Here is a 25,584-nt window from a genome sequence, read left to right as displayed (position 1 = left end):
TCCAATGAGCCATTTTCTCGACCGCCTCAGCTATTTCAGCCAGCCCAGGGAAGCCTTCTCCGGCGACCACGGCGTCACCACCGGCGAAGACCGCACCTGGGAAGACGCCTACCGCAACCGCTGGGCGCACGACAAGATCGTGCGCTCGACCCACGGTGTGAACTGCACCGGCTCGTGCTCATGGAAGATCTACGTCAAGGGCGGCATCGTCACCTGGGAAACCCAGCAGACCGACTACCCGCGCACGCGCTGGGACATGCCCAACCATGAGCCGCGCGGCTGTGCGCGCGGCGCCAGCTACAGCTGGTACCTGTACAGCGCGAACCGCGTCAAGTACCCGATGGTGCGCGGCAGGCTCCTGAAGAGCTGGCGCGAAGCGCGCATCGCACACGACCCGGTTGGCGCATGGGCTTCGATCGTCGAAGACGATGCCAAGCGCCGCGACTACCAGCAGGTGCGGGGCCTCGGCGGCTTCGTGCGCTCGACCTGGGACGAGGTCAACGAGATCGTCGCCGCAGCCAACGTCTACACGATCAAGAAGCACGGCCCCGACCGGATCATCGGCTTCTCGCCGATCCCGGCCATGTCGATGGTCAGCTACGCCGCGGGCTCGCGCTACCTGAGCCTGATCGGCGGCGTCTGCATGAGCTTCTACGACTGGTACTGCGACCTGCCGCCGGCAAGCCCGCAGGTCTGGGGCGAGCAGACCGACGTGCCGGAGTCGGCCGACTGGTACAACTCGAGCTTCATCATCGCGTGGGGTTCCAACGTGCCGCAGACGCGCACGCCGGACGCGCACTTCTTCACCGAGGTGCGCTACAAGGGCGCGAAGACGGTGGCGGTGACGCCGGACTATTCCGAGGTTGCCAAGCTGGCGGACATCTGGATGCACCCGAAGCAGGGTACCGACGCGGCGGTGGCGATGGCCATGGGCCATGTGATCCTGAAGGAGTTCTACTTTCCCGATGGCGGCCGCGAGCGCAGCGCCTATTTCGACGACTACGTGCGCCGCTACACCGACATGCCGATGCTGGTGATGCTCAAGGAGCACACATTGCCTGGCGGCGAAGTTGTCATGGTGCCCGACCGCTATGTGCGCGCGTCGGACTTCAACGGCAAGCTCGGCCAGGCCAACAATCCGGAGTGGAAGACGGTCGCGTTCGACGACCAGGGCAAGGTGGTGCTGCCGCACGGCGCGATCGGCTTCCGCTGGGGGGCTGACGGCCGCGCCGACGAAGGGCAGTGGAACCTCGAAGCCAGGGAGGCGCGCCACGGCGCCGAGGTGAAGTTGCGGCTGTCGGTGTTGGAGGGCGACGAGCCGGCCACCGAGACGGCGCGGGTCGGCTTCCCCTATTTCGGCGGCATCGTCAGCGAGCATTTCCCCAACAACGAACAGACCGACGTGCTGGTGCGCACCGTGCCGGTGAGGCGCATCGCGCTCGGCAAGGCAGGCGACCAGCGCGACGCGCTCGTGGCGACCGTGTTCGACCTGCAGGTGGCGAACTACGGCGTGGCGCGCGGGCTCCGCGGCGAGATGACGGCCAGCAGCTTCGATGACGACACCCCCTACACGCCGGCCTGGCAGGAGCGCATCACCGGCACGCCGCGCGCGCAGCTGATCACGGTGGCACGCCAGTTCGCCGAGAACGCGCACAAGACGCAGGGCAAGTCGATGGTGATCATCGGCGCGGCGATGAACCACTGGTACCACAGCGACATGAACTACCGCGGTGTCATCAACATGCTGATGATGTGCGGCTGCATCGGCAAGAGTGGCGGCGGCTGGGCGCACTACGTGGGCCAGGAAAAGCTGCGCCCGCAGACCGGCTGGACCGCGCTGGCCTTTGCGCTCGACTGGATCCGCCCACCGCGCCAGATGAACAGCACCAGCTTCTTCTACGCCCACACCGACCAGTGGCGCTACGAGAAGCTGGGCATGGAGGAAGTGCTCTCGCCGCTGGCCGACAAGAAGACCTACGCGGGTAGCATGATCGACTACAACGTGCGCGCCGAGCGCATGGGCTGGCTGCCGAGCGCGCCGCAGCTGCAGACCAATCCGCTGCAGGTGGTGCGCGATGCGCAGGCCGCCGGCGCCGATCCGAAGGACTACGCGGTCGGGGCGCTGAAGGACGGCTCGCTGAAGATGAGCTGCACCGACCCCGACCACCCGGACAACTGGCCCCGCAACATGTTCGTGTGGCGCTCCAACATCCTGGGCTCCAGCGGCAAGGGCCATGAATACTTCCTCAAGCACCTGCTCGGCACCAGCAACGGCGTGCAGGGCAAGGATCTCGGCGCCGAGGAAGCCAAGCCCGAAGAGGTCGTGTGGCACGACAAGGCGCCAGAAGGCAAGCTCGACCTGCTGGTGACGCTCGACTTCCGCATGAGCACCACCTGCCTCTACAGCGACATCGTGCTGCCGACGGCCACCTGGTACGAGAAGAACGACCTCAACACCAGCGACATGCATCCCTTCATCCACCCGCTCTCCACGGCGGTGGATCCGGCCTGGCAGTCGCGCAGCGACTGGGACATCTACAAGGGCTTCGCCAGGAAGTTCAGCGAGGTCTGCGTCGGCCATCTCGGTGTCGAGCGCGAGCTGGTGCTGACCCCGCTGATGCATGACACCCCCTCCGAACTGGCCCAGCCGTTCGAGGTGCGCGACTGGAAGCGCGGCGAGTGTGAGCTGGTGCCGGGCAAGACCGCGCCCAACCTGCAGGTGGTCGAGCGCGACTACCCCAATGTCTACAAGCGCTTTACGGCGCTGGGGCCGCTGCTGGGAAAGGCCGGCAACGGCGGCAAGGGCATCAGCTGGAACACGCAGACCGAAGTGAAGCAGCTCGGCGAACTCTCCGGCTTCGTCACCGAGCCCGGCGTGACCTGCGGCATGCCGAAGATCGAGACCGACATCGACGCCGCCGAGGTGGTGCTGATGCTTGCGCCCGAAACCAACGGCCACGTGGCGGTGAAGGCCTGGGAGGCCCTGGGCAAGCAGACTGGCCGCGACCACACGCACCTGGCAATCCACCGCGAGGACGAGAAGATCCGCTTTCGCGACATCCAGGCGCAGCCGCGCAAGATCATCAGCTCACCGACCTGGAGCGGCATCGAGAGCGAGACCGTCTCGTACAACGCCGGCTACACCAACGTGCACGAGCTGATTCCATGGCGCACGCTGACCGGACGGCAGCAGTTCTACCTGGACCATCCGTGGATGATCGCGTTCGGCGAGGGCTTCGCCAGCTACCGCCCGCCGGTGGATCTGAAGACCACCGCGGGAATCCAGGGCATCAAGCCGAACGGCAACCCCGAGATCGCGCTGAACTTCATCACGCCGCATCAGAAGTGGGGCATCCACTCGACGTACACCGACAACCTCCTGATGCTCACGCTCAGCCGCGGCGGGCCCTGCGTGTGGATCAGCGAGGACGATGCCAAGCGCGTCGGCATCGTCGACAACGACTGGATCGAGCTGTTCAACCTCAACGGTGCCATCGCGGCGCGTGCGGTGGTGAGTCAGCGCGTCAAGCCGGGCATGGTGATGATGTACCACGCACAGGAAAAGATCGTGAACACGCCCGGCTCCGAGATCACCGGCGCGCGCGGCGGCATCCACAACTCCGTGACCCGGATCGTGCTCAAGCCCACCCACATGATCGGCGGCTACGCGCAGTTCAGCTACGGCTTCAACTACTACGGAACCGTCGGCACCAACCGCGACGAGTTCGTGGTGGTCCGCAAGATGAACAAGATCGACTGGCTCGATACGCCGGTTGCCGATGAACTGATCCGCCCCGTCCAGGCCGAAGGAGAAGTCGCATGAAGATCCGCGCGCAAATCGCAATGGTGCTCAACCTGGACAAGTGCATCGGCTGCCACACCTGCTCCGTCACCTGCAAGAACGTCTGGACCAGCCGCCCCGGCATGGAGTACGCGTGGTTCAACAATGTCGAGACCAAGCCGGGCATCGGCTACCCGAAGGAGTGGGAGAACCAGGACAAGTGGAACGGCGGCTGGGTGCGCAAGGCCAACGGCGCGATCGAGCCGCGGCAGGGCGCCAAGTGGAAGCTGCTGATGCGCATCTTCGCCAACCCGAGCCTGCCCGAGATCGACGACTACTACGAGCCCTTCACCTTCGACTACGGGCACCTGCAGTCGGCGCCGGAGATGAAGGCAACCCCCACGGCCCGTCCGCGCAGCCTGATCACCGGCAAGCAGATGGACAAGATCGTGTGGGGCCCGAACTGGGAGGAGATCCTCGGCGGCGAGTTCTCCGGGCGCAGCAAGGACAAGAACCTGGACGGATTCGAGAAGATGCAGAAGGACATGCTCGGCCAGTTCGAGAACACCTTCATGATGTACCTGCCGCGGCTGTGCGAACACTGTCTTAACCCGGCGTGCGTCGCGTCGTGCCCCTCGGGCTCGATCTACAAGCGCGAGGAAGACGGCATCGTGCTGATCGACCAGGACAAGTGCCGCGGCTGGCGCATGTGCGTGAGCGGCTGCCCGTACAAGAAGATCTACTACAACTGGAAGAGCGGCAAGGCCGAAAAGTGCATCTTCTGCTACCCGCGCATCGAGGCCGGGCAGCCGACCGTCTGCAGTGAGACCTGCGTCGGCCGCATCCGCTACCTGGGCGTGCTGCTGTACGACGCAGACCGCATCCAGGAGGCCGCGAGCGTCGAGCACGACCGCGACCTGTACCAGGCGCAGCTCGACATCTTCTGCGACCCGTTCGATGCGAAGGTGATCGCGCAGGCGCGCCTCGACGGCATCCCCGACAAGTGGATGGAGGCAGCGCGCAACAGCCCGGTCTACAAGATGGCGGTGCAGTGGAAGGTGGCGTTGCCGCTGCACCCCGAATACCGCACGCTGCCGATGGTCTGGTACGTGCCGCCGCTCTCGCCGATCAGCGCCGCGGCCAATGCGGGGCATGTGGGCAGCAACGGCGAGATTCCCGACGTCAACCAGCTTCGCATTCCGGTCAAGTACCTGGCCAACCTGCTGACCGCGGGCGACACCGTGCCCATCGTGAAGGCGCTCGAACGCATGCTGGCCATGCGCGCCTACCAGCGCGAGAAGCATGTCGACGGGCGCATCAACCACGCCGTGCTCGCGCAGGTCGGACTCACCCAGGCGGAGGTCGAGGAGATGTACCAGGTGATGGCGATCGCCAACTACGAGGACCGCTTCGTGATCCCCACGACGCACCGCGAGTACGCGGAGAACACCTTCAACGTGCGTGGCGGCTGCGGCTTCACGTTCGGCAACGGATGCTCGGAAGGCACCAGCGAGGTCAGCCTGTTCGGCAGCGAGAAGAAGCGCACGATTCCCATCCGGGCGGAGGTCTGACCATGTTTGCACTGAACTCCCAGCGTCCGATGACGAAGAGCCTGCGCGTGCTCGCGGCGGTGCTCGGCTACCCGGATGCGCAACTGCGCAGCGACCTGCCGGAGATGCGCGCGCTGCTGCAGGACGAGCACGTCCTGTCGCACTCGCGCCTGGCCGAACTCGATGCGCTGATGGACATGCTGTCGCGTGCCGATGCCCTGGAGGCCGAGTCCGACTACGTCGATTTGTTCGACCGGGGCCGCGGCACCTCCCTGCACCTGTTCGAGCACGTGCACGGCGATTCGCGCGAACGCGGCCCGGCCATGATCGACCTGGGGCAGACCTACGAGAAGGCCGGCCTGATCCTGGCCGAGGGCGAACTGCCCGACTACCTGCCGGCCGTGCTGGAGTTTGTCTCCACGCAGCCGGTGCGCGAGGCGCGCGCCTTCCTCGGCGAGATGGCGCACATCTTCAATGCCATCTTCGGTGCCCTGCAGCATCGGGGCAGCGCCTACGCCAGCGTGCTCGGCGCGCTGCTCGAGTTGGCCGGCGAGAAGGCGCAGCCGGTCAAGCCGCCGGCCGAGGAGGCGCTCGACGAGAGCTGGGCCGAACCGTTCGTGTTCGATGGCTGCTCTACCAAGGGCCAGGCCAAGCCAGGGCAGGCACAACCCATTCACATCGTGCGCAAGCGCGACATGGCACAAGGAGCATCGTCATGAAAGGCATGTATGGATTTCTCTTCCAGGTTTATCCGTATGTCTGCTTCATGGTGTTCGTGCTCGGCAGCCTGATCCGCTTCGACCAGAACCAGTACACCTGGAAGAGCGACTCTTCCCAGATGCTGCGGGCCGGCACGCTGCGCTGGGGAAGCAACCTGTTCCACTTCGGCGTGCTGTTCCTGTTCTTCGGCCACATGGTCGGACTGTTCACGCCGCACAGCGTCTACGGCATCTTCATGAGTGCGGCGACCAAGCAGATGCTGGCCGTCGTGGCGGGCGGCATCGCGGGCGCAGTGTGCTTCGTCGGTCTGACGCTGCTGCTGTACCGGCGCGTGTTCGATCCGCGCATCCGCCTCACCAGCCATCCCACCGACATCGCGGTGCTGGTGGTGCTGTGGATTCAGCTTGTTGTGGGGTTGATCACGCTGCCATTTTCGTGGGCGCATGCCGATGGCAGCGTGATGCTGATCCTGGCGGACTGGGCGCAGCGCATCGTCACGCTGCGACCGGTGGATGCCACCGCGCTGGCCGCCTTGCCTTGGCCCTACCTGTTCCACATCGTGTTCGGCATGACGATCTTCCTGCTGTTCCCGTTCAGCCGGCTGGTGCATGTGTGGAGCGGCTTCGGGACGGTTCGCTTCCTGTTCCGGTCACCCCAGGTCGTCCGCAGCCGCCGGCTGAACGTGCCGGCCGGCCACAACGAGCCGCGCGAGCCCCGCGCCGGCCTCTGAGCCCCAGGAGAAAACCTTCATGAATGTCGAAACCTTCAAATCGGACGCTGGCCAAGCATCCCAGGCTGCGCTGCCCCGGGTGGCGCGCATCAATGGCGTGCTCCTGCACGGCGATGCCGAGGTGCTGTCGGTCGAGGAACTGCGCCAGCGCGCGTGCTCCGAGCTGCTGCGCCAGGCCGCCATCCAGGGCGGGCTGCTGGCGCCCACGGATATCGCGTCCGGCGACGGCATGCTCAGCGAGGCCGCGTCCCAGGCCATCGATGCGTGGCTGGAGCGCGAGCTGCAGTTGCCCGACCCGTCCGAGGAGGCCTGCCGGCGCCACCATGCTGCGCACCCGGCGCGCTACAGAACGGGCCAGCGCGTGCTGCTGCGGCATGTGCTGTTCGCAGTGACGCAGGGCATGGACGTGGTGGCACTGCGAAATCGCGCCGAGGCCTGCCTGCTGGATGTCCGCTGCCACGACGGCAAATCGAATGGCAGCGCAAGCGCTGGCTTCGAACGCGCCGCACGCGAGCTGTCCAACTGTCCGAGCGGCGAACAGGGCGGCGAGCTGGGATGGCTGATCCCGGCCGACTGTGCCTCCGAGTTTGCCCGCGAGATCTTCGGCCATGTCGAGGTCGGCGTCCTGCCGCGCCTGGTGCACAGCCGCTTCGGCCTGCACGTGGTGGAGGTGCTGGAGCGCGAGGGCGGCGAGCCCCAGTCCTTCGAGTCGGTGCGGGGCGCGGTCTCGATGGCACTGCGCCAGCAGGCCTATGTGACGGCGCTGCGCCAGTGCCTTCAGGTGCTGGCCGGCCAGGCCGTGGTCGAGGGCGTGGATCTCGACGCGGCAGAGACGCCGCTGGTCCAGTAGCGCGGCAGGCGGCGCACGATGCCTGACGATCTGCTGCTGCGACTAAGGCGCTTCCACGACGACTATTTTCCCGGTGTGCAGGATCGGTTCCAGAGCCTGGTGCGGGACGGCCAGCATCCGAACATCCTGTTCATCGGGTGCTCCGATTCGCGCCTCGTGCCCTATCTGCTGACCGGCACCGGGCCCGGCGAGTTGTTCATCGTCCGCAACGTCGGCGCGCTCGTGCCGCCGCACGATGGCTCGGCGGGTTATCACGGAACGGCTGCCGCGATCGAGTTCGCCGTGCTCCGCCTGAACGTCGAGCGCATCGTCGTCTGCGGCCACAGCCATTGCGGCGGCATCCGGGCGCTGTACGAAGAGAGCCTGCCGCAGGCGCCCAACCTTGCGGCCTGGCTCGACCTCGCGCGCGAGGCCGTGCTGCCGGTTCAGGTGACGCCGGAAGCGCTGCGCCGCACCGAGCAGCGCTGCGTCGTGCTGCAGCTGGAGCGGCTGATGGACTACCCGATGGTACGGGAGCGCGTCGAGTCGGGCCGGCTCGCGCTGCACGGTTGGCACTATGTGATCGAGGAGGGCGAGGTGCATGTCTTCGACCTGCGCAGTGGGAGCTTCGTGCCGGCGTCCGATGCCGACCACAGCGGTACTGGCCCGTTCGACCACGCAGCGGTCGACGACGGCAGCGGCACCAGCATCTTCAACGAGATCGACGAAGCACTCGGGCCGGCGCCGCGCAGCGAAGCGCAAGTTTGACCTTGGTCAAAACCGCGTTCGCAGCGAGGCACTACCGTGAACGATTGCCACAGATGCGGCGCACATGCGCCTTGCCGCTGCCCACATGACCACTGCCCTCCACATCGACCGAACCACCCACGCCGCAGACAGCGCCGCCAGCGCCGATCAACTGAATGCGTTGCTGCGCGGATGCGGCCTGAAGCCGCTGCGCCTGGGTGAGCGAACCCTGCTGCCGATCGTCCAGGGCGGCATGGGCGTCGGCGTGTCGGCGCACCGGCTGGCCGGCAGCGTCGCGGCGCTTGGCGCGATGGGCACCATTTCGTCGGTCGACCTGCGCCGCCATCATCCGGATCTGATGGCGCTCACGCGCGAACTGGCACCGGGAGCGGCCGCCACGCGCCGCGCCAAGGAAGACATCAACGCGGCCAACCTGGAAGCGCTGGCGCGTGAGATCCATGCCGCGCGCGAGCGTTCGGGCGGGCGCGGCCTGCTCGCCATCAACGTGATGCGCGCGGTGGGCGAATACGCTCCCTCGGTGACGCGTGCGCTCGAATGCGGGATCGATGCCGTGGTGGTCGGCGCCGGCCTGCCGCTCGACCTGCCCGAGCTCGCGCAGGATCACCCCGGCGCGCTGCTCGTGCCCATCCTTTCGGACGCGCGCGGCGTGCAGCTGCTGGTGCGCAAGTGGGAGCGCAGGAAGCGCCTGCCCGACGCGATCGTGATCGAACACCCGAGGCTGGCCGGCGGCCACCTCGGCGCAGCGAAGATCGCCGACCTGGCCGACCCGCGCTTTGACTTCGAGAACGTCATTCCGCAGTCGCTCGCCTTCCTGCGCGCCGCGGGCATCGAGAAGGAGATCCCGCTGATCGCGGCCGGTGGCATCCGCTGCTTCGAGGACATCGCGCGCGTGCAGGCGCTGGGTGCCGCCGCCGTGCAGCTCGGCACGCCATTCGCCGTCACGCAGGAGTGCGATGCACACCCCGAATTCAAGCGCGTGCTGGCCGAGGCACGCGACGAGGATCTGGTCGAATTCACGAGCGTGGCCGGCCTGCCCGCGCGCGCCGTGGCAACCCAGTGGCTGAAAGGCTACCTGAAGGCCGAGGCAAAGCTGCAGAGCGTGGCGCACGTCAAGCCGCGCTGCACGCTTGCCTTCGACTGCCTGGCCCAATGCGGGTTGCGTGACGGGCTGGCCGGCTGGGGCCAGTTCTGCATCGACACTCAACTGGCTGCCGCCCTGCGCGGCGACGTGAAGAAGGGACTGTTCTTCCGCGGCGTCGGCACGCTGCCGTTCGGCGAGCAGATCCGCAGCGTGCGCGAACTGCTGGCCCGGTTGTTGACGCGGCAGGACGCCGCGCTTTCGTTGGGCGTCAACGCGGCCTGAGCGGGCGGCATCGCGCCCGGGTTGGTTCAGCCAATCTGCACGGCCTGGCCCGCACCGTCGAAGGCGACGAAGTCGCCAATGCCGCCGGACTTGATCGATTCGACCATGCGCTGAAGCGGCGCTTCGGCCTGCGCGCTGGTCGGCCCGAGGCCGGCGCTGCCCGAGATCGCGGCGGTGAAGACGAGATCCCAGGTCTGGCCGAACTCCCGCGACTCTTCGCGCAGCGTGTCAAAGGAGTCCAGTTCTTCGGGTGTCTTGTCGACGCACATCAGCGGCGTCAGCGTGCCGCCCTGGCCGGCCTCAAAGCGCTCGCGCTGTTCGGGCGTCGCGTCGTCCGGCAGGCCCGCGGTGGCGAAGACGAACAGCAGGCGCTGCGGTTGCGGCTGTTCGCGCGCAGCGCGCAGCAGATCGTTGAAGCTGGAAATCATTGGGGGGCTTTCGGTGTCCGGTGGAGGGGTGAGGCGCTGGCGCCGGGCAGCCGGTTGCCCGTGTGCAGGAAGGAGCATCGTGACCAGCAGCGACGCGTCTGTCAACGCGTGCACCCTGTCAATGATGTGGCGGGAACTTCGGCCGCGCGACCCCTGCGAAGGCTTCGAGCACCGAGCCGACACTGCCCGAAGCCTGCAGCGTGTCGACGATCTTCCCGAAAAGCGGCCGGTAGGCCTCGTCGGCCTCGTAGCCTGCGAGCAGGTCGCGGTTCTGCAGGAACGCTGCGTCGAGTTCGGCCCATTCGTCGTCGCTGAGGACGGTCATGGCCAGCGGCAGGATCTCGGTTTCCTCGATGCGCATGTGGTCGAGATAGAAGTCGGCGTACTGCTTCATCAAGGTCTCGAACTTGTCCCGGCGGGCTTCGCCCTGGTCGGTGGCACCCATCATCCGGAATCCGAGCAGCGCGTGTTCGAGTTCGCGGATCGCCTGCTCGCCATGTGCATGGTCGCGATCCAGGCGGTCGAGCACCGCGTCGGTCCGGGCATTGCGCCCGCGCAGCTTGGGGAAGAGCAGTTGGCTCTCCTTGGGATGGTGCAGCTTCTCCGGGAACTCGTCGACGTAGAACAGCATGGCCTGCAGCGCATCGAAGTCGGGCAGCGTGTTCCGCCGCCGATGTCCATCCAGAAGCAGGATGATCGAGCGCAGCATCGCCGACAGCGCCTGGTGTTCGTGGCAGATGATGGTGATGCTGGGGTGCGTCATGGTTTCGGTATCGGCACTGCAAGCCTAGTGCGGGCGTGTGACGGCGCCTTTGATCTGGCGCAAGCCTGCGGCCCGTCATCCGCCTTCGGCGGGCGATTGGCCTACCATGGGTCGATGCGTCCCATCGCGAAGCTGCTCTGGCGGGTGCTGGCACTGGCATTTCTCGCGCTCGCCCTGCTCGGCGTCGTGCTGCCCATTCTGCCGACGGTGCCCTTTCTGCTGGCGGCCGCTTGGGCGGGCGGCCGCGGCTGGCCTGCGCTGGAGCAGTGGCTGCTCGAACACCCCCGCTACGGCGTGTACATCCGGCAATGGCGGCAGGGTGGCGCAGTGCCGCGCCGCGCGAAGTGGGTCGCGTCCGGGATGATGGCTTTCAGTTCGGCAGCGCTGCTCTTCACCCCCGCGCCGACCGTCGTGAAGGTCGGCGTACCGCTCCTCATGGCGGTGGTCGCCGTCTGGCTATGGAAACGGCCCGAGCCGTAAGCCGCGGAGCGCCCCCGATCAGGCCTTGACGATTGTCTCGAGCAGCAGGGTCTGCATCATGCAGCGGTGGTTTTCCGAACGCCGAAGCGCGTCCAGCGGGCCGGCCGGCCCGCACAGCGACCAGTGCGAACCATGGGCCGCGTCCACCACGAGAGTCGCATCCACAGATTCCGCCAAGCCGACCTCCCGCGCGGCCCGCAGGAAGGCGCGTGCCCGCGGCGTTGTCGGGTCGCCGAGGAAGCGGATCGATGCGCCTGGCGCCGGCCGATGCTCGCAGAGGGTCATGAGATCCGCCAGCGCCCTTGCCGGATGGTCGTCCAGGCCCAGTCCGGCGTAGACCGGCACGCCCGCCTCCTGCTCGATCTGGCGCACGGTGGCCGGCGCCAGTGCGGCGCAGTCGATCGCGTCGTACATGCGCCCCAGCATTCGGGCCAGGCCGCGAATGTCGTCCTGCACGAAGGCCGACCCGCCCGGGTCGGCGAACCGGACTTCGGCGACCCGGGCGCCAAGTTCCAGCGCGGCGCGATGCAGGGCCGACTGCGCCTCGCCGGGCGGGCTTTCGAGCAGCAGCGCCAGGTTCTTGCCGCGTAGCGGCTGGCCGAGCGTGCCCGCGCTGGCATCAGCACGCAGGCGCCGGGCCGCGGCAAAGATCGCCAGGATGTCTTCCGCGGCCGGTGGGTCGTCCGGTGACGGGCGGTGAGAAGGAGGGGTGAGAACGGATTCCACACCAGCGAAGGTATTGCTTGCTGCGCTCCAGGCCTTGATCGGCGTCAACAATCCGGCATCCCGCACCCGTCGATACCGACCGGACACAAAGCATTCACGCACTGTTACCGAGGGGGCGGCCGCATTGGCGCGCCAGTTACCGCGGTTTTCTAAGCTTCAAGCCATCGATCTGCAAGGAACAACAAGCGATGACTACCGAAGCAACAAGCGTTACCCAGGGCCACCGGTCAGCCGTGCGGCGCATCGCCGACATGCTGCAACTGCTGCAGGACAGCGTTCCGATCCAGCGGCGCATCGTCCGCGCGGGTGACACGGTCTACCAGGTGGGGCAGCAGTTCGGCTGCCTCTACGTCGTGAGTTCGGGCTTTTTCAAGATGGTCAACCTGTCGGGCGAAGGGCGCGAACAGGTGGTCGGCCTCCACTTCAAGGGCGACTGGCTAGGCCTCGACGGCATCGCGACGGCACAGTACGGCTGCGACGCGGTCGCGATGGACACCGGCGAGGTCTGGGCCATCCGCTACGACGCATTGCTCCAGGCGGCCATTCGCACGCCGGCGCTGCTCACCGCGCTGCATGAGGCCATGAGCCGCGAACTCACGCGCGACCACGACTCCATGCTGTCGCTGTGCACGCTGCCCGCCGATGCCCGCGTGGCCGGCTTCCTGCGTTACTGGGCCGATGCGCTGGCGCAGCGCGGCCTGCGTACCGACCAGTTCACGCTGCGCATGACGCGTGCCGAAATCGGCAACTACCTCGGCATGACGCTGGAGAGCGTGAGCCGCGCGCTGTCGCGGATGGCGCGGGGCGACGTGATCCGCTTCACCGAGAAGGGGCGGCGCGACATCCATATCCCGCAGGTGGAGGCGCTGACAAGCTTCATGCGCAGCGCCGCGCCGATGAGCGCGGCCGCGCTTCACTGAGCCGCGTTCAGCACCCGCGCCATGGCGCGCTCGAGTTCGACGCGCGTGTAAGGCTTGCGCAGCAGTTCCCGGCCTTGCGGCTCGTCGAGCAACTCGCTCGAATAGCCCGACATCAGCAGCACCGGCAGGCCAGGCCGCCGCGTGCGCGCCGCGTCCGCCAGTTCGGTGCCGCGCATGCCGGCGCCGAGCAGGATGTCGGTGAGCAGCAGCCCGATGCCCGGCTCCGATGCGAGCACGCGCAATGCTTCTTCGGCATCGGCGCAAGCGACGACTTCGCAGGCCATCGAGGCCAGAAACCGCTGCACCACGCTTCGCACCTCGGCGTCGTCCTCGACCAGCAACACGCGCAGTCCCGCGGGCACGCTGCCCGGCGCCGCGGTGTCGAAGGCTTCGTCGGCGACACCGTCGCCTTCTGCGCGCGGCAGATAGAGCGTCACCTTCGTGCCCGCGCCGGGTGCACTGTCGAGACTGACGGCGCCGCGCGACTGCCTGGCAAAGCCATAGACCGTCGAGAGGCCGAGACCGGTGCCGCGGCCCGTCTCCTTGGTGGTGAAGAAGGGCTCGAAGGCGCGCTCCTTCACGGCTTCGGGCATTCCGTCGCCGGTGTCCGAGATGCAGATCGCCACATAGCCGTGCGCCTCGGCCGGTTCGCGCTCGGCATCGAGGTTCAACGGCAGCGACGGCACCAGGCGGCAGGTGAAGGCGAGCGTGCCGCCGAGCGGCATCGCGTCGCGGGCGTTGATAGCCACGTTCAACAGTGCGGATTCGAGTTGCCCCGGATCCGCCAGGCACAGCGCGTCTTCGGCATCGAGCGTGATGACGATGCGTTGATCCAGCGTGCGGCGCAGCATGTCGGTCAGCGAATGCAGCAGGGCGGCGGTGTCGACGATCGTGGGCTGAAGCACCTGGCGGCGCGAGAACGCGAGCAGCTTGCTGGTTAGTTCGGCGCCGCGCCGGGTGGCGCGCGCAGCGGCGCCGACCAGTTGCTGGATCAACGGATCGGCAGCATAGGCGGGCGCGTCCTCGAGCACCTGCAGGTTGCCCGAGATGATGGTCAGCAGGTTGTTGAAGTCGTGTGCGACGCCGCCGGTCAGCTGGCCGACGGTTTCGAGCCGCTGCGCATGGTTGAGTGCCTCTTCGCTGGTCGCGCGCTGCAGCACGGTTCCCAGCAGGCTCGACAACGAATCGAGAAAGCGCAACTCGTCGTCGCCGAAGCGCTTGGGGGTGCGCGAGCGCACGGCCAGGGTGCCGATCGTGCGGCCGCGATCCGACAGCGGCACGGCGAGTTCGCTCGCCAGCCCGCGCTCGACGGCGCGCGGCGCCAGCCGGAAGCGGTGCTGCTGCGCGTAGTCGTTCACCAGCAGTGCCTTGCCATCGGCGATGACGCTGCCGGAGGGCGAGGTGGGCGCATTGGCAATTAGATCGCCGACAGCGAGATCCTGCAGCGGGCCGGTGACGGCGGCAACCCGGAACTCCAGGCCGCTGGGTTCCAGCAGCAGGATCTCGGCTGTCTCGACCTGGAGCGCTTCGGCCGCGATCGCAGGGACAAGTTCCAGCAGTTCTTTCGGATCCCGCGCATCGACCGCGAAGCGGCCGAACTGGGCGAGATGCTCGGCATAGCGGGCTCTCTCCAACGCCTGCTTGACGCGCGGATAGGTTCCCACGCTGCGGATCGCGGCCACGACATAGGGCAGGCCGTGGCTTTGCAACGGACTCAGGGCGATCTCGACCATCACCTCGCTGCCGTCGCGCCGCTTGGCAACCAGGTCCATCTGCATGCCCATCGGCCGGGCGCGCGGGTGGTGGGCATAGGCATTGCGGTAGGCCGCATGGCGCGGCCGGATCGCGTCGGGCACCAGCGCGTCGACCGAGAGGCCGACCAGTTCGTCGGCCGTGTAGCCCAGCAGCTCGACCGCGGCCGGATTGGCCAGGCCGATCACGCCCTGGAGATCGACCAGCAGCAGCGAGTCGGGGTAGGCGGCGAAGAGCGAGCGGAATACCGCGCCGTCGTCGAAGCCGGGAACGAGGGAGCTGCGCTCCATCAGGCGGTCTCGACCGTGGGAACCAGGATGTAGCCCGCGCCGCGAACCGACTTGATGATCTGCGGATTGTTCGGGTCGGCCTCGAGCTTTCGGCGCAGCCGGCCGATCTGGACATCGATGGTGCGGTCGAACGGGCCGCCATCGCGGCCACGGGTGTGTTCGAGCAGGAAGTCCCGGGACAGCACGCGGCCAGGGTGCGCCGCCAGCGTGTTCAGCAGGTCGAATTCGCCCGTGGTCAGGGCCACCTCGTTGCGGCCCGGATCGAGCAGGCGCCGTGCCGCGGTGTCGAGTTCCCATTGCGCGAAGCGCAGCAGCGTCGAGGCTTCGGCGTTCGGCTTGGCCGGCCCGGCTTCGGCCGGTACAAGGCGGCGCAGCACGGCCTTGATGCGCGCGACCAGTTCGCGCAGGTCGAAGGGCTTGGTTATGTAGTCGTCGGCCCCGATCTCCAGGCCGACCACCTTGTCGACCGCATCGCCCCGGCCGGTGACGATAACCAGCCCGCAGCGCCAGCGCTCCCGCAGCTGGCGTGCGATGGCAAAGCCGTCCTCGCCGGGCAGGCCCAGGTCGAGCAGCACGAGCATGGGCGCATCGTGCGCCATCAGCGCCATGAGCGCGCTGCCGGAATGCAGCTGGCTGACCCGGAAGCCGTGGCCTTGCAGATAGGTTGCGAGCAGGGTGGTGATTTCGACCTCGTCGTCGAGGACGGCGAGGTGCGTGGGAGAAGTCATCGGGGCATGTTAGCCCTTGACGCGGTCAACCTGACGGCAATGTCATCCAGCCGTCAGGTTGGCGTCCGGGCCGGCTGTCTAGAGTGGGCCGCATGCGAATCCTGTGTCTTGCGTTGGTGGTGTTGCTGACGGCCTGTGCCGTCGGCCCGGACTACCGGCGCCCGGCGTTGCCCGAAGGCGCCGCGGCGCCGGCCTTCAAGGAAGGCGGCAGCTGGCAAACCAGCGACAGCTGGAAAACCGCCACGCCGGCCAGCGCGGACACCGCTCGGCCCTGGTGGGCCGCTTTCGGCGACCCGCGGCTCGACGCGCTGGTCGCCGAAGCCGTCAGCGCCAACCAGGACATCCGGATCGCCGAAGCGCAGTACCGCCAGGCGCAGGCGCTGGTGCAGAACGCGCAATCGGCCTGGTACCCGACCGTGGGCGTCGATGCTTCGGTCAGTCGCGCGCGCAGCAAGACCGCCACTGGTTCGACCACGCTCGGCAACGCGCACGCCTGGTCGCTGCAGGCCGGCTGGGAGCCGGATCTCTGGGGCCGGGTGCGCCGCGCGGTGGAAGGCGCGAGCGACAGCGCGCAGGCCAGCGAAGCGGATCTGGCCGCAGCGCGCCTCGCGGTTCAGGCGGAGCTCGCCAACGACTACATCCAGCTGCGCGTTGCCGATGCGCAGCAGAAGCTCTACGACCGCACGCTCGAGGCCTATCGCAAGTCATTGCAGATCACGCAAAGCCAGTACCGCGCCGGCGTGGTGACGCGCAGCGACGTGGAACTTGCCAACACCACGCTGCAGGCGGCGCAGGCCCAGACGTTCGATATTGAGCTCACGCGCCGCCAGCTCGCGCATGCGATCGCCGTGCTGCTGGGCAAGACGCCGTCGAGCTTTTCGCTGCCGCCGGGCGAGCTGGCGCTCCAGCTGCCGCAGGTGCCCGTCGGCCTGCCTTCGGAACTGCTCGAACGGCGGCCCGACATCGCTGGCGCCGAGCGCCGCGCTGCTGCCGCCAACGCCGGCATCGGCTTCGCGCAGGCGGCCTACTACCCGACGCTCTCGCTCACGGCCGGCGGCGGCTTCAGCGGCGCCGGCCTGGGCCGCTGGCTGGCGGCACCGGACAAGGTGTGGGCACTCGGCGCCGCGCTGGCGGGCACGCTGCTCGACGGTGGGCTGCGCAGCGCGCAGGTGGCGCAGGCGCGTGCCGTTTTCGATGCCTCCGCCGCCCAGTACCGCAAGACGGTGCTGGCGGGCTTCCAGGAGGTCGAGGACAACCTGGCCGCGCTCGAACTGCTGGCGCAGGAGCGCGATGCGCAGGATCAGGCGGTGAGCTCGGCACGCGCGGCCGAGCGGGTGGCGCTGAGCCAGTACCGCGCCGGCACCACCACCTACCTGAGCGTCGTGACGGCCCAGGCGCTCGCGTTGACCAACGAGCGCACGGCCTTGCAGCTCGAGGGCCGGCAGTTCGCCGCCAGCGTTGCGCTGGTCAAGGCGGTGGGCGGCGGCTGGAATGCCTCGCAGCTGCAGGCATCTGCAAACACGGCTTCGGCCGGGAAATGAAAGTCATGGTGTCCCCTGAATCCCCCGTTCGCCGGCGCCCGCGCTGGCCTGCCTCCCTGCTCGCGCTGCTGGCCGTGCTCCTGCTGGCCTGGGGCGGCTGGCGCTGGCTCGGCCCGAAGCCGCCACGCGCCAGTGCCGGCGCGCCGCCGGTGCCGGTCAGCACAGTGCGCGTCGCGCGCGAAACCGTGCCGATCGCCCGCAGCGGGGTCGGCACGGCGATGACTGTTGCGACCGTTACCGTGCGCACGCGCATTGACGGCCAGCTCGACCGCGTCGACTTTCGCGAAGGGCAGGACGTCAAGGCCGGCCAGGTGCTGGCGCGCATCGATCCGCGCACCTACCAGGCGCAGCTGGAACAGGTGCTCGCGCAGAAGGCCAAGGACGAGACGCAACTGGCCAATGCGCGGGCCGACCTGAAGCGCTACGGCGACCTTATCAAGGAAGACGCGACCAGCCAGCAGACGCTCGACACGCAGCGTGCGCTGGTCGGCCAGCTGGAGGCCGCGCTCAAGAGCGACCAGGCGCAGATCCACTTCGCGCAGGTGCAGCTGGACTTCACCACCATCAGCGCGCCGATCGGCGGGCGCGTCGGCGCGCGCCTGGTCGATCCCGGCAACATCGTGCATGCCGCCGATGCGAACGGATTGCTGGTGATCAACCAGATCGACCCGATCGCGGTGCAGTTCACCTTGCCCGAGGCCAGCTTCCAGGCGGTGAACGGTGCACTGCGCGACAGCCGCGAGCCGCTGCAGGTGCAGGCGATCGACCGCGACACCCGCGCAGTGCTCGCCACCGGCAAGCTGGTGCTGCTCAACAACCAGATCGACACCACCACCGGCACCATCGCGCTCAAGGCGCAGTTTCCGAACGCCGAGCACAAGCTGTGGCCCGGGCAGTCGGTCGATGCGCGCGTGGTGCTGGGCGAACGCGCCGATGCGCTCACGGTGCCGCAGGCGGTGGTGCAGCGCAGCCAGGCCGGCTTCTTTGCCTACGTGGTCGGGCCGGACGACAAGGTGCGCGTGCAACCGGTCGAGGTGGCTGACACCGCGGACGGCAAGGCGACCATCGGCAAGGGGCTGGCAGCCGGCGACCGCGTCGTGGTCGATGGCCAGTACCGCCTGACGCCTGGTGCGCGCATCACCGAAGGCGGGCAGAACGGCAATGCGCCGGCCGTCGTTGCGGGAGCGAAACCTTGAGCATCTCGGCCGGTTTCATCAAGCGGCCGATCGGCACCTCGCTGCTGGCGCTGGCGGTGCTGCTGATCGGCATCGTCGCCTGGCCGCTGCTGCCCGTGGCGCCGCTGCCGCAGGTCGACTTTCCGACGATCCAGGTCACCGGCCGGCTGCCAGGCGCGAGCCCGGAGACCATGGCCGCCAACGTGGCGCAGCCGCTGGAGCGCCAGTTCTCGCTGATCGCGGGCCTGAGCCAGATGAGCTCGAGCAGCTCGCTCGGCCAGTCCCAGATCACGCTGCAGTTCGACCTCGACCGCAACATCGACGGCGCCGCGCTCGACGTGCAGACCGCCATCAACGCGGCGGGCGGGCAGTTGCCCAACAACCTGCCGAGCCCGCCGAGCTTCCGCAAGATCAACCCGGCCGATGCGCCATTGCTGATCCTGGGCGTGCAGTCCAAGGTGCTGCCGCTGATCCAGGTCAACGACTATGCCGACAACGTGCTGGCCCAGCAGATCTCGCGCATCGCGGGTGTCGGGCTGGTCAACATCTTCGGCGTGCAGAAGCCGGCGGTGCGCATCCAGGTCGACCCGGCGAAGATCAAGGCGGTCGGCCTGAGCCTGGAGGACGTGCGCGGCGTGATCGCCCAGACCACCGTCAGCCAGCCGACCGGCACGCTCGACGGCGAACGCCAGGCGCTCAACGTCTACACCAACGACCAGCTGCTCAAGGCCGCGCCATGGAACGACATGGTGCTGGCCTGGCGCAACGGCGCGCCGATCCGCGTGCGCGATGTGGGCGTGGCCGTTGACGGGCCGGAGAACAGCAAATTGGCGGCCTGGGGCTACGCGGGCAAGGCGGCGCACGGCGACGAGCCCGAAGCCAACCGCGCCATCATGCTGGCCATCACCAAGCAGCCCGGCGCCAACGTGATCGAGACGGTCGACCGCATCCAGGCCGCACTGCCGCGGCTCAAGGCCGCGATTCCGCCGAGCGTAACCGTCGACACGCTGGTCGACCGCACCCAGACCATCCGCGCCTCGGTCAAGGACGTGGAGTTCACGCTGATGCTGTCGATCGCGCTGGTGGTGGCCGTGATCTTCGTCTTCCTGCGCAACGTGACCGTCACGCTGATCCCGAGCGTCACCGTGCCACTCGCGCTGCTGGGCACCGCGGCCGTGATGTACGTAGTGGGCTACAGCCTGGACAACCTCTCGCTGATGGCGCTGACCATCGCGGTCGGCTTCGTGGTCGACGATGCGATCGTGATGCTGGAGAACATCTACCGCCATATCGAGGACGGCATGGCGCCGCTGGAGGCCGCGCTGAAGGGGGCGGGGGAGATCGGCTTCACCATCATCTCGATCTCGGTGTCGCTGGTCGCGGTGTTCATTCCGCTGCTGCTGATGGGCGGCATCGTCGGGCGCCTGTTCCGCGAGTTTGCGGTCACGGTGACGCTGACCATCGCCGTCTCGGTGTTGATCTCGCTGACGCTCACGCCGATGCTGTGCGCCAGGTTCCTCAAGCCGCACGCCGCCGGCGAGCAGCACGGCCGCGCCTACCAGCTGTTCGAGCGCGGCTTCGACGCCATGCTGAATGGCTACAAGCGTGGCCTGCACCTCGTGCTGCGCCATCCCTTCATCACGCTGATGAGCTTCATCCTCACGGTGGCGGCCACCGTGGCGCTGTTCGTCGTGATTCCGAAGGGCTTCTTCCCGCAGCAGGACACGGGCTTCATCTTCGGCTCGGCCGACGCGGCGCAGGACTCGTCTTCCGCTGCCATGCACGATCGCATGCTCCAGTTGGCGGACATCATCCGGCAGGATCCCGACGTCGCGTCCTTCGGCATGCAGGCCGGCGCCAGCACCTTCAACTCGGGCAACTTCTTCATTGGCCTCAAGCCCGTGGACGAGGGCCGCACCTCGACTGCCGACGAGGTGATCGCGCGGCTGCGGCCGAAGCTGGCGCCGGTGCGGGGCATCACGCTCTTCATGCAGGCCGGCCAGGACATCAGCGTCGGCGGGCGGCTGTCGCGCACGCAGTACCAGTACACGCTCACCGATTCCGATCTGGCCGAGCTCAACCTCTGGGCGCCGCGGCTGCTGGACACCCTGCGCGGGCTGCCGCAGCTGACCGACGTGACTTCCGATCAGCAGAACGCCGCACCCACCGCCATGGTCACGGTCGACCGGCAGCGCGCATCGAGCTTCGGCATCTCGCCTGCGATGGTCGACGCCACCATCTACGACGCCATCGGCCAGCGCCAGGTGGCGCAGTACTTCACCCAGCTCAACAGCTACAACGTGGTGCTCGAGGTCACGCCGGCGCTGCAGCGCGACCCCTCGCTGTTCGACCGCCTCTACCTGACGTCGCCGATTAACGGCCAGCAGATTCCGCTTTCGACCTTCGTCAAGCTCGACACCAGCAAGACCGGCTACCTCGCGATCGCGCACCAGGGGCAGTTCCCCGCCGTGACGCTTTCGTTCAACCTGAAGCCGGGCGCCTCGCTGGGCCAGGCGGTGGATGCGATCAACGCCGCGCAGGCCCGGATGGGCGTGCCGCCGACGCTCTCCGGCACCTTCCAGGGTGCGGCGCAGGCCTTCGGCGATTCGCTGCGCACCCAGCCCTATTTGATCGCGGCCGCGCTGATCTCGGTCTACATCGTGCTGGGGCTGCTCTACGAGAGCTACATCCACCCGCTGACCATTTTGTCGACGCTGCCATCGGCCGGCGTGGGTGCGCTGCTGATCCTGATGGCCGGTGGGTACGATCTCAGCGTGATCGCATTGATCGGCATCATTCTCCTGATCGGCATCGTGAAAAAGAACGGCATCATGATGGTCGACTTCGCCCTGCACGCGGAGCGCGACAGGGGCATGTCGCCGGCCGATGCGATCTTCGAGGCCTGCGTGCTGCGCTTTCGGCCCATCATGATGACCACCATGTGCGCATTGCTGAGCGGCCTGCCGCTGATGCTCGGCCACGGCGCCGGCTCGGAACTGCGGCGACCGCTCGGCTACGCGATGGTGGGCGGGCTGATCCTGTCGCAGATGCTCACGCTCTTCACCACGCCGGTGATCTACCTCTACCTCGACCGGGCGCACCACTGGTACGTGCGCCGCAAGGCGGAACGCCGGCAGGCCCGGCCGCCCCAGGCAGCTGCGGCGGGAGTTGCGATCGAATGAAGGTGCTGATCGTCGAAGACGAGCGCAAGACGGCCGACTACCTGTACCAGGGCCTGACGGAGCAGGGCTGTGCGGTCGATCTCGCCTTCGACGGCATCGACGGCCAGCACATGGCGCTGCACTTCGACTTCGACGTGATCGTGCTCGACGTCATGCTGCCGGGGCTCGACGGCTTCTCGATCCTCAAGTCGCTGCGCAGTGTCAAGAACACGCCGGTGATCATGCTGACTGCGCGCGACGGCGTGGAAGACCGCGTGCGCGGGCTGCAGGCCGGTGCCGACGATTACCTGGTCAAGCCCTTTTCCTTCCTCGAACTGCTGGCCCGGCTGCAGGCGCTGACGCGCCGCGGGCGCAGCCACGAGTCGACGCTGCTGCGCGTGGGCGACCTGCGCGTCGACCTGATCAGCCGCAAGGCGGTTCGCGGCAGCCAGCGCATCGACCTCACGGCCAAGGAGTTCGCGCTGCTCGCGGTGCTGGCGCGGCGGCAGGGCGAGATCCTCTCCAAGACGGTGATTGCCGAGCTTGTGTGGGACATGAACTTCGATAGCAACACCAACGTGGTCGAGGTTGCCATCAAGCGGCTGCGCAGCAAGATCGACGCACCCTTCGGCCGCAACCTGCTGCACACCATCCGCGGCATGGGCTATGTGCTGGAGAACCGCGGCGGCGAGGGGCCTGAATGAGGAACTCGATCGCCGTCCGGCTGGCGCTGATGTTCGCCGCGGCGGCGATGGCGGGCTTCGCGCTGGTCGGCGCTTCGCTGCACCGCGTGCTCTCGCACGAGCTCCTGCGCCACCAGGAGGAGCAGATCGACGCGCGCCTGGAGGACATGGCGTACATCCTGCAGCATGGCCGTGCGGCAAAGCTCGGTGAACGCATGCGTGAAAAGCTCGAGACCCTGAGTTCCGCGGACACCCGCACCCGCTTCTGGATGTGGAGCGAGGACCCCGCGTTCCGCTACGGCGCCGACATGCCGCAGTTCGCGGACTCGATGCAGCAGAGCGTGGAGCTGCCCGTAGGAACGCCCCCGAAGCCCATGCGCGTGCGCGGTCAGGCGTTGCCGGCCAACGACCTGCGCCCGGCGGTGCGATTCATGGCCGGGGTGGACGCCGAACCCTTCAGCAGCACCTTGCGCGCCTTCGAGACCGCGCTCGTGGCGCTGACGCTCGCGGGCACGGCGCTGGCGGCCGCCCTGGGCTACTGGATCGCGCGCATCGGGCTCGGCCCGGTTCAGCGCCTGTCGGCCGACGCCCAGCGCATCGGGCCCGACAACCGCGCGCAGCGCCTGCAGCTGCCGGCCCTGCCGCGCGAGCTGGCGCATCTCGGTGCCTCGTTCAATGCGGCGCTCGACCGGCTCGATGCGGCCTACCGGCAGCTCGAGACCTTCAGCGACGACGTCGCGCACGAGCTGCGCACGCCGCTGGCCAACCTGATCGGCCAGACGCAGGTCGCGCTGGCGCGTCCGCGCAGCGCGGCCGAACTGCAGGAGGTGCTGCAGTCCGATCTTGAAGAACTGGAGCGGCTGCGCGCGATCGTCTCCGACATGCTGTTTCTCGCGCGCGCCGAGCAGGGCGTGCGGGCCCGCGGGCTGGTGGCCTCCTCGATCGCGGCGGAGGTTGGCAAGACGGTGGAGTTCCTCGAGCTGCTACTCGACGAGGCCGGCATGACGGTGCAGGTCGAGGGCGACGCCGTGGCGCCGATCGAGACATCTCTGTTCCGCCGCGCGCTGACCAACCTGCTGCAGAACGCGATCCAGCATTCGCAGCCGGGCGCCAGCGTGCTGGTGCGCATCGGCCAACAGGCGCATTCGGCCGAGGTGAGCTTCTCGAACCCCAGTGCGCCGATTGCACCCGACCAACTGCCGCGCCTGTTCGACCGCTTCTACCGCGTCGACGCCTCACGCCACAACAGCGGCGAGAACCACGGGCTCGGCCTGGCCATCGTCAAGGCGGTGGCCCTGATGCACAACGGCACCGTGTTCGCGCGCTCGAGCGGCGGCACGACGACGGTCGGCTTCAGCGTTTCAGAAGGCCTCCGGGATTGCCCGAAGCTCCCTGCTGCGCGCCCGGGCAGCCTTCACGACTGACTCGATGGACCATTGGGTGTCGCGGGCTTGCCACGGCGTCAAGCCCGGCGGGAAAATCAGCCGTGATATGAAGCAAAACGGATCAGGAGCGAAGGCAACGCCGAAGGCCAGGCAGGGCGCCGTCGTCCTCCTCTCGGGTGGCAACCCGCAGATCGCAAAGGCGGACGGCGAGGCCCCCGTGCAGGCGTATATCGATGCGCTGCCTGGCTGGAAGCGCGATGTCGGGAAGCGCCTGGACGAACTCATTGCGCGGAACGTGCCCGACGTGCGCAAGGCCGTGAAGTGGAACTCACCGTTTTACGGCGTCGAGGGCCAGGGCTGGTTCCTTGGAATCCACGCCTTCACCCGCTACCTCAAGGTGAGCTTTTTCCGCGGCTCGTCGCTCAGGCCGGTGCCGCCAGGCCCGAGCAAGAATCAGGACACGCGTTACCTCGACATTCACGAAGGCGACGAGCTCGACGAGCTGCAGATGGAGAACTGGGTGAAACAGGCGGCTGCGATGCCGGGCTTTCTCGGCCCCCGAGGCTGACCCGGCCATTTCGATAACGAAGTGCCGGCTACTCCAGGTCGCCCGAATGCGTTCGATGCGCGTGCAGCGCTTCGAAGATCGGCCCGTCGCTGAAGCGGAAAAGGTCGAGCGCTGCATGGCCGGCCGCGTCGCAGTGTGCCGAGAAGGGCTGCCAAGACGGCACGACGAACATGTCGCCGCGCTTGACGGTCCATTTCTGCTCGCCCACCTTCACCGTGCCGCTGCCCTCGAACACCTGGTAGACCGATGACCCGACCTCGCGCTGCACCACGGTGCTCGTTCCCTTCCTGATGCGGTGCATCTCGGTGCGAATGGTGGGCAGCACGTCGCGGCCATTGCTCGGGTTGGTGAAGCGAATCGCCGCGTGGCCCGGGCTCAACGTTGCGGGATGGCCCTCGGCCTCCAGCGCCAGCTGGTCGGCCAGGGCGCGATCGGTATCGACCCAGCGGTAGGCCAGGAGCGGCGTCGCGGCCGGCGCCTCCGGTTGCGACAGCGGACGCAGGCCCGGGTGTCCCCACAGGCGCTCCGAGCGCGAGCGTTCCGGCGTGGCCTTCTCGGCGGTGCTGACGTGCTCGCGGCCGAACTCGAAGAACTGCGACTCGGTGTAGTACGAGAACGGGATGTCCAGTCCATCGATCCAGGCCATCGGCGCGCTGGCCGCGTTGTGATGGGAATGCCAGTTCCACCCGGCCTGCGGCAGGAAGTCGCCGCGTGACATCCGCACCGGGTCGCCGTTGACCACGGTCCACACGCCTTCGCCTTCCACCACGAAGCGGAACGCGTGCTGTGTGTGGCGATGCTCCGGTGCATCCTCGCCCGGCATCAGGTACTGGATGGCAGCCCACAGCGTGGGCGTGGCAAACGGCCTGCCGCCGAGCGCCGGATTGGCCAGCGCGATGGCGCGCCGCTCGCCACCGCGACCCACGGGCACGATGCGCCCGGCCTCGCTTGCCAGTTCGACCAGGCGATCCCAGCGCCAAAGGTGGGGCACCGCCTTGCTGCGCGGATGCCGCGGCATCAGATCGCCGATCTCGGTCCAGAGCGGAACGAGCAGCTCGCTTTCGAAGCCTCGGTAGAGCTGCTCGAGCGCGGGGCTGGGCTCGGGTTGACCCGGGGCTGCGACGGCCTTCAGGCGCACGGGGGAGGGTACGGTGTCGACTGTCATGGAAGTTCCTTCGTGGGGATCGCTGCAACGAGCGCTCGCATGGCGCTGTATCGTTTGCCGGGAGCTGCGCTATGTTGG

At 67.9% G+C, this 25,584-nt stretch carries 21 protein-coding genes; 15 read left to right on the top strand and 6 right to left on the bottom strand.

The features are described from left to right. The first annotated feature begins 4 nt into the window (after positions 1-4). From ACSFA8_RS09590 to ACSFA8_RS09560, 7 genes are all read left to right on the top strand, one after another. Entirely contained in the window at positions 5-3,823 is a 3,819-nt protein-coding gene (locus tag ACSFA8_RS09590) for a nitrate reductase subunit alpha (protein WP_435479280.1), read from the top strand. Next, positions 3,820-5,352, top strand: a complete 1,533-nt coding sequence (gene narH, locus ACSFA8_RS09585; protein WP_435479279.1) for a nitrate reductase subunit beta — start codon at positions 3,820-3,822, stop codon at positions 5,350-5,352. Before ACSFA8_RS09590 ends, narH begins: the two co-directional genes overlap by 4 nt. Positions 5,353-5,354: 2 nt before the next feature. Beyond that, the gene (gene narJ, locus ACSFA8_RS09580; RefSeq protein WP_435479278.1) at positions 5,355-6,050 is read left to right on the top strand and encodes a nitrate reductase molybdenum cofactor assembly chaperone; all 696 of its coding nucleotides are present in this window, start codon (positions 5,355-5,357) and stop codon (positions 6,048-6,050) included. Further along, positions 6,047-6,781, top strand: coding sequence for a respiratory nitrate reductase subunit gamma (gene narI / locus ACSFA8_RS09575; protein WP_435479277.1), 735 nt, complete (start codon positions 6,047-6,049; stop codon positions 6,779-6,781). Before narJ ends, narI begins: the two co-directional genes overlap by 4 nt. A gap of 19 nt (positions 6,782-6,800) precedes the next feature. Continuing rightward, entirely contained in the window at positions 6,801-7,631 is an 831-nt protein-coding gene (locus tag ACSFA8_RS09570) for a peptidylprolyl isomerase (protein WP_435479276.1), read from the top strand. Positions 7,632-7,649: 18 nt separating this feature from the next. Continuing rightward, positions 7,650-8,378, top strand: coding sequence for a carbonic anhydrase (locus ACSFA8_RS09565; protein ID WP_435479275.1), 729 nt, complete (start codon positions 7,650-7,652; stop codon positions 8,376-8,378). Between the two features lie 85 nt (positions 8,379-8,463). Continuing rightward, entirely contained in the window at positions 8,464-9,741 is a 1,278-nt protein-coding gene (locus ACSFA8_RS09560) for an NAD(P)H-dependent flavin oxidoreductase (RefSeq protein ID WP_435479274.1), read from the top strand. 26 nt (positions 9,742-9,767) lie between these two features. On the opposite strand, the gene ACSFA8_RS09555 is transcribed toward ACSFA8_RS09560, so the two are convergent. After that, positions 9,768-10,169 carry a ribonucleotide reductase subunit alpha gene (locus ACSFA8_RS09555; RefSeq protein ID WP_435479273.1) on the bottom strand — a complete coding sequence of 134 codons (402 nt, stop codon included), beginning with the start codon at positions 10,167-10,169 and terminating at the stop codon, positions 9,768-9,770. A 118-nt stretch (positions 10,170-10,287) separates the two neighbouring features. Then, positions 10,288-10,932, bottom strand: coding sequence for a hemerythrin domain-containing protein (locus ACSFA8_RS09550; RefSeq protein ID WP_435479272.1), 645 nt, complete (start codon positions 10,930-10,932; stop codon positions 10,288-10,290). A 114-nt stretch (positions 10,933-11,046) separates the two neighbouring features. Between ACSFA8_RS09550 and ACSFA8_RS09545 the strand changes: the two genes are divergently transcribed. Then, positions 11,047-11,412: a YbaN family protein gene (locus ACSFA8_RS09545; protein ID WP_435479271.1), complete on the top strand. Its 366-nt coding sequence runs from the start codon at positions 11,047-11,049 to the stop codon at positions 11,410-11,412. 18 nt (positions 11,413-11,430) lie between these two features. Here the strand turns inward: ACSFA8_RS09545 and ACSFA8_RS09540 are convergent, their stop codons facing one another. Further along, the gene (locus ACSFA8_RS09540; RefSeq protein ID WP_435479270.1) at positions 11,431-12,186 is read right to left on the bottom strand and encodes a Rossmann-fold NAD(P)-binding domain-containing protein; all 756 of its coding nucleotides are present in this window, start codon (positions 12,184-12,186) and stop codon (positions 11,431-11,433) included. Between the two features lie 140 nt (positions 12,187-12,326). On the opposite strand from ACSFA8_RS09540, the gene ACSFA8_RS09535 reads away from it, so the two are divergent. Further along, positions 12,327-13,058 (top strand): Crp/Fnr family transcriptional regulator, encoded by a 732-nt coding sequence (locus ACSFA8_RS09535; protein WP_435479269.1) that lies wholly within the window; start codon positions 12,327-12,329, stop codon positions 13,056-13,058. Here the strand turns inward: ACSFA8_RS09535 and ACSFA8_RS09530 are convergent. Together ACSFA8_RS09530 and ACSFA8_RS09525 are read right to left on the bottom strand one after the other, a co-directional pair. Continuing rightward, positions 13,052-15,100: a PAS domain S-box protein gene (locus ACSFA8_RS09530; protein ID WP_435479268.1), complete on the bottom strand. Its 2,049-nt coding sequence runs from the start codon at positions 15,098-15,100 to the stop codon at positions 13,052-13,054. The genes ACSFA8_RS09535 and ACSFA8_RS09530 overlap by 7 nt on opposite strands. Further along, complete coding sequence (locus tag ACSFA8_RS09525) at positions 15,100-15,828, bottom strand: winged helix-turn-helix domain-containing protein (protein ID WP_435479267.1); 729 nt, start codon at positions 15,826-15,828, stop codon at positions 15,100-15,102. The genes ACSFA8_RS09530 and ACSFA8_RS09525 overlap by 1 nt, the downstream gene beginning before the upstream one ends. A 92-nt stretch (positions 15,829-15,920) precedes the next feature. On the opposite strand from ACSFA8_RS09525, the gene ACSFA8_RS09520 reads away from it, so the two are divergent. From ACSFA8_RS09520 to ACSFA8_RS09495, 6 genes are all read left to right on the top strand, one after another. Next, entirely contained in the window at positions 15,921-17,369 is a 1,449-nt protein-coding gene (locus ACSFA8_RS09520; protein ID WP_435479266.1) for an efflux transporter outer membrane subunit, read from the top strand. A 5-nt stretch (positions 17,370-17,374) separates the two neighbouring features. Next, entirely contained in the window at positions 17,375-18,565 is a 1,191-nt protein-coding gene (locus ACSFA8_RS09515; protein WP_435479265.1) for an efflux RND transporter periplasmic adaptor subunit, read from the top strand. Then, entirely contained in the window at positions 18,562-21,726 is a 3,165-nt protein-coding gene (locus tag ACSFA8_RS09510; RefSeq protein WP_435479264.1) for an efflux RND transporter permease subunit, read from the top strand. Before ACSFA8_RS09515 ends, ACSFA8_RS09510 begins: the two co-directional genes overlap by 4 nt. Then, complete coding sequence (locus ACSFA8_RS09505; protein ID WP_435479263.1) at positions 21,723-22,409, top strand: heavy metal response regulator transcription factor; 687 nt, start codon at positions 21,723-21,725, stop codon at positions 22,407-22,409. Before ACSFA8_RS09510 ends, ACSFA8_RS09505 begins: the two co-directional genes overlap by 4 nt. After that, on the top strand, positions 22,406-23,812 hold the full coding sequence (locus tag ACSFA8_RS09500) for a heavy metal sensor histidine kinase (RefSeq protein ID WP_435479262.1): 1,407 nt from the start codon (positions 22,406-22,408) through the stop codon (positions 23,810-23,812). Before ACSFA8_RS09505 ends, ACSFA8_RS09500 begins: the two co-directional genes overlap by 4 nt. A gap of 67 nt (positions 23,813-23,879) precedes the next feature. Then, the gene (locus ACSFA8_RS09495; protein ID WP_435479745.1) at positions 23,880-24,341 is read left to right on the top strand and encodes a DUF1801 domain-containing protein; all 462 of its coding nucleotides are present in this window, start codon (positions 23,880-23,882) and stop codon (positions 24,339-24,341) included. A 28-nt stretch (positions 24,342-24,369) separates the two neighbouring features. On the opposite strand, the gene ACSFA8_RS09490 is transcribed toward ACSFA8_RS09495, so the two are convergent. Continuing rightward, a complete protein-coding gene (locus ACSFA8_RS09490; RefSeq protein WP_435479261.1) occupies positions 24,370-25,506 on the bottom strand; it encodes a cupin domain-containing protein in 1,137 nt (378 codons plus the stop codon). Between the last annotated feature and the right edge of the window lie 78 nt (positions 25,507-25,584).

This window comes from Variovorax nitratireducens (assembly GCF_051216545.1).
Classification (GTDB): Bacteria; Pseudomonadota; Gammaproteobacteria; order Burkholderiales; family Burkholderiaceae_C; genus Variovorax.
Note: the sequence above shows the minus strand (reverse complement) of the source record. Positions and strands in the feature narration are given on the sequence as shown.

Coding starts and splice junctions, on each gene's coding strand:
- ACSFA8_RS09525 (WP_435479267.1), bottom strand. CDS start 15,828: ATGACTTCTCCCACGCACCTCGCCGTCCTCGACGACGAGGTCGAAATC.
- ACSFA8_RS09495 (WP_435479745.1), top strand. CDS start 23,880: ATGAAGCAAAACGGATCAGGAGCGAAGGCAACGCCGAAGGCCAGGCAG.
- ACSFA8_RS09545 (WP_435479271.1), top strand. CDS start 11,047: ATGCGTCCCATCGCGAAGCTGCTCTGGCGGGTGCTGGCACTGGCATTT.
- narI (WP_435479277.1), top strand. CDS start 6,047: ATGAAAGGCATGTATGGATTTCTCTTCCAGGTTTATCCGTATGTCTGC.
- ACSFA8_RS09520 (WP_435479266.1), top strand. CDS start 15,921: ATGCGAATCCTGTGTCTTGCGTTGGTGGTGTTGCTGACGGCCTGTGCC.
- ACSFA8_RS09550 (WP_435479272.1), bottom strand. CDS start 10,932: ATGACGCACCCCAGCATCACCATCATCTGCCACGAACACCAGGCGCTG.
- ACSFA8_RS09555 (WP_435479273.1), bottom strand. CDS start 10,169: ATGATTTCCAGCTTCAACGATCTGCTGCGCGCTGCGCGCGAACAGCCG.
- ACSFA8_RS09490 (WP_435479261.1), bottom strand. CDS start 25,506: ATGACAGTCGACACCGTACCCTCCCCCGTGCGCCTGAAGGCCGTCGCA.
- ACSFA8_RS09505 (WP_435479263.1), top strand. CDS start 21,723: ATGAAGGTGCTGATCGTCGAAGACGAGCGCAAGACGGCCGACTACCTG.
- ACSFA8_RS09500 (WP_435479262.1), top strand. CDS start 22,406: ATGAGGAACTCGATCGCCGTCCGGCTGGCGCTGATGTTCGCCGCGGCG.
- ACSFA8_RS09590 (WP_435479280.1), top strand. CDS start 5: ATGAGCCATTTTCTCGACCGCCTCAGCTATTTCAGCCAGCCCAGGGAA.
- narJ (WP_435479278.1), top strand. CDS start 5,355: ATGTTTGCACTGAACTCCCAGCGTCCGATGACGAAGAGCCTGCGCGTG.
- ACSFA8_RS09515 (WP_435479265.1), top strand. CDS start 17,375: ATGGTGTCCCCTGAATCCCCCGTTCGCCGGCGCCCGCGCTGGCCTGCC.
- ACSFA8_RS09565 (WP_435479275.1), top strand. CDS start 7,650: ATGCCTGACGATCTGCTGCTGCGACTAAGGCGCTTCCACGACGACTAT.
- ACSFA8_RS09530 (WP_435479268.1), bottom strand. CDS start 15,100: ATGGAGCGCAGCTCCCTCGTTCCCGGCTTCGACGACGGCGCGGTATTC.
- ACSFA8_RS09535 (WP_435479269.1), top strand. CDS start 12,327: ATGACTACCGAAGCAACAAGCGTTACCCAGGGCCACCGGTCAGCCGTG.
- ACSFA8_RS09570 (WP_435479276.1), top strand. CDS start 6,801: ATGAATGTCGAAACCTTCAAATCGGACGCTGGCCAAGCATCCCAGGCT.
- narH (WP_435479279.1), top strand. CDS start 3,820: ATGAAGATCCGCGCGCAAATCGCAATGGTGCTCAACCTGGACAAGTGC.
- ACSFA8_RS09560 (WP_435479274.1), top strand. CDS start 8,464: ATGACCACTGCCCTCCACATCGACCGAACCACCCACGCCGCAGACAGC.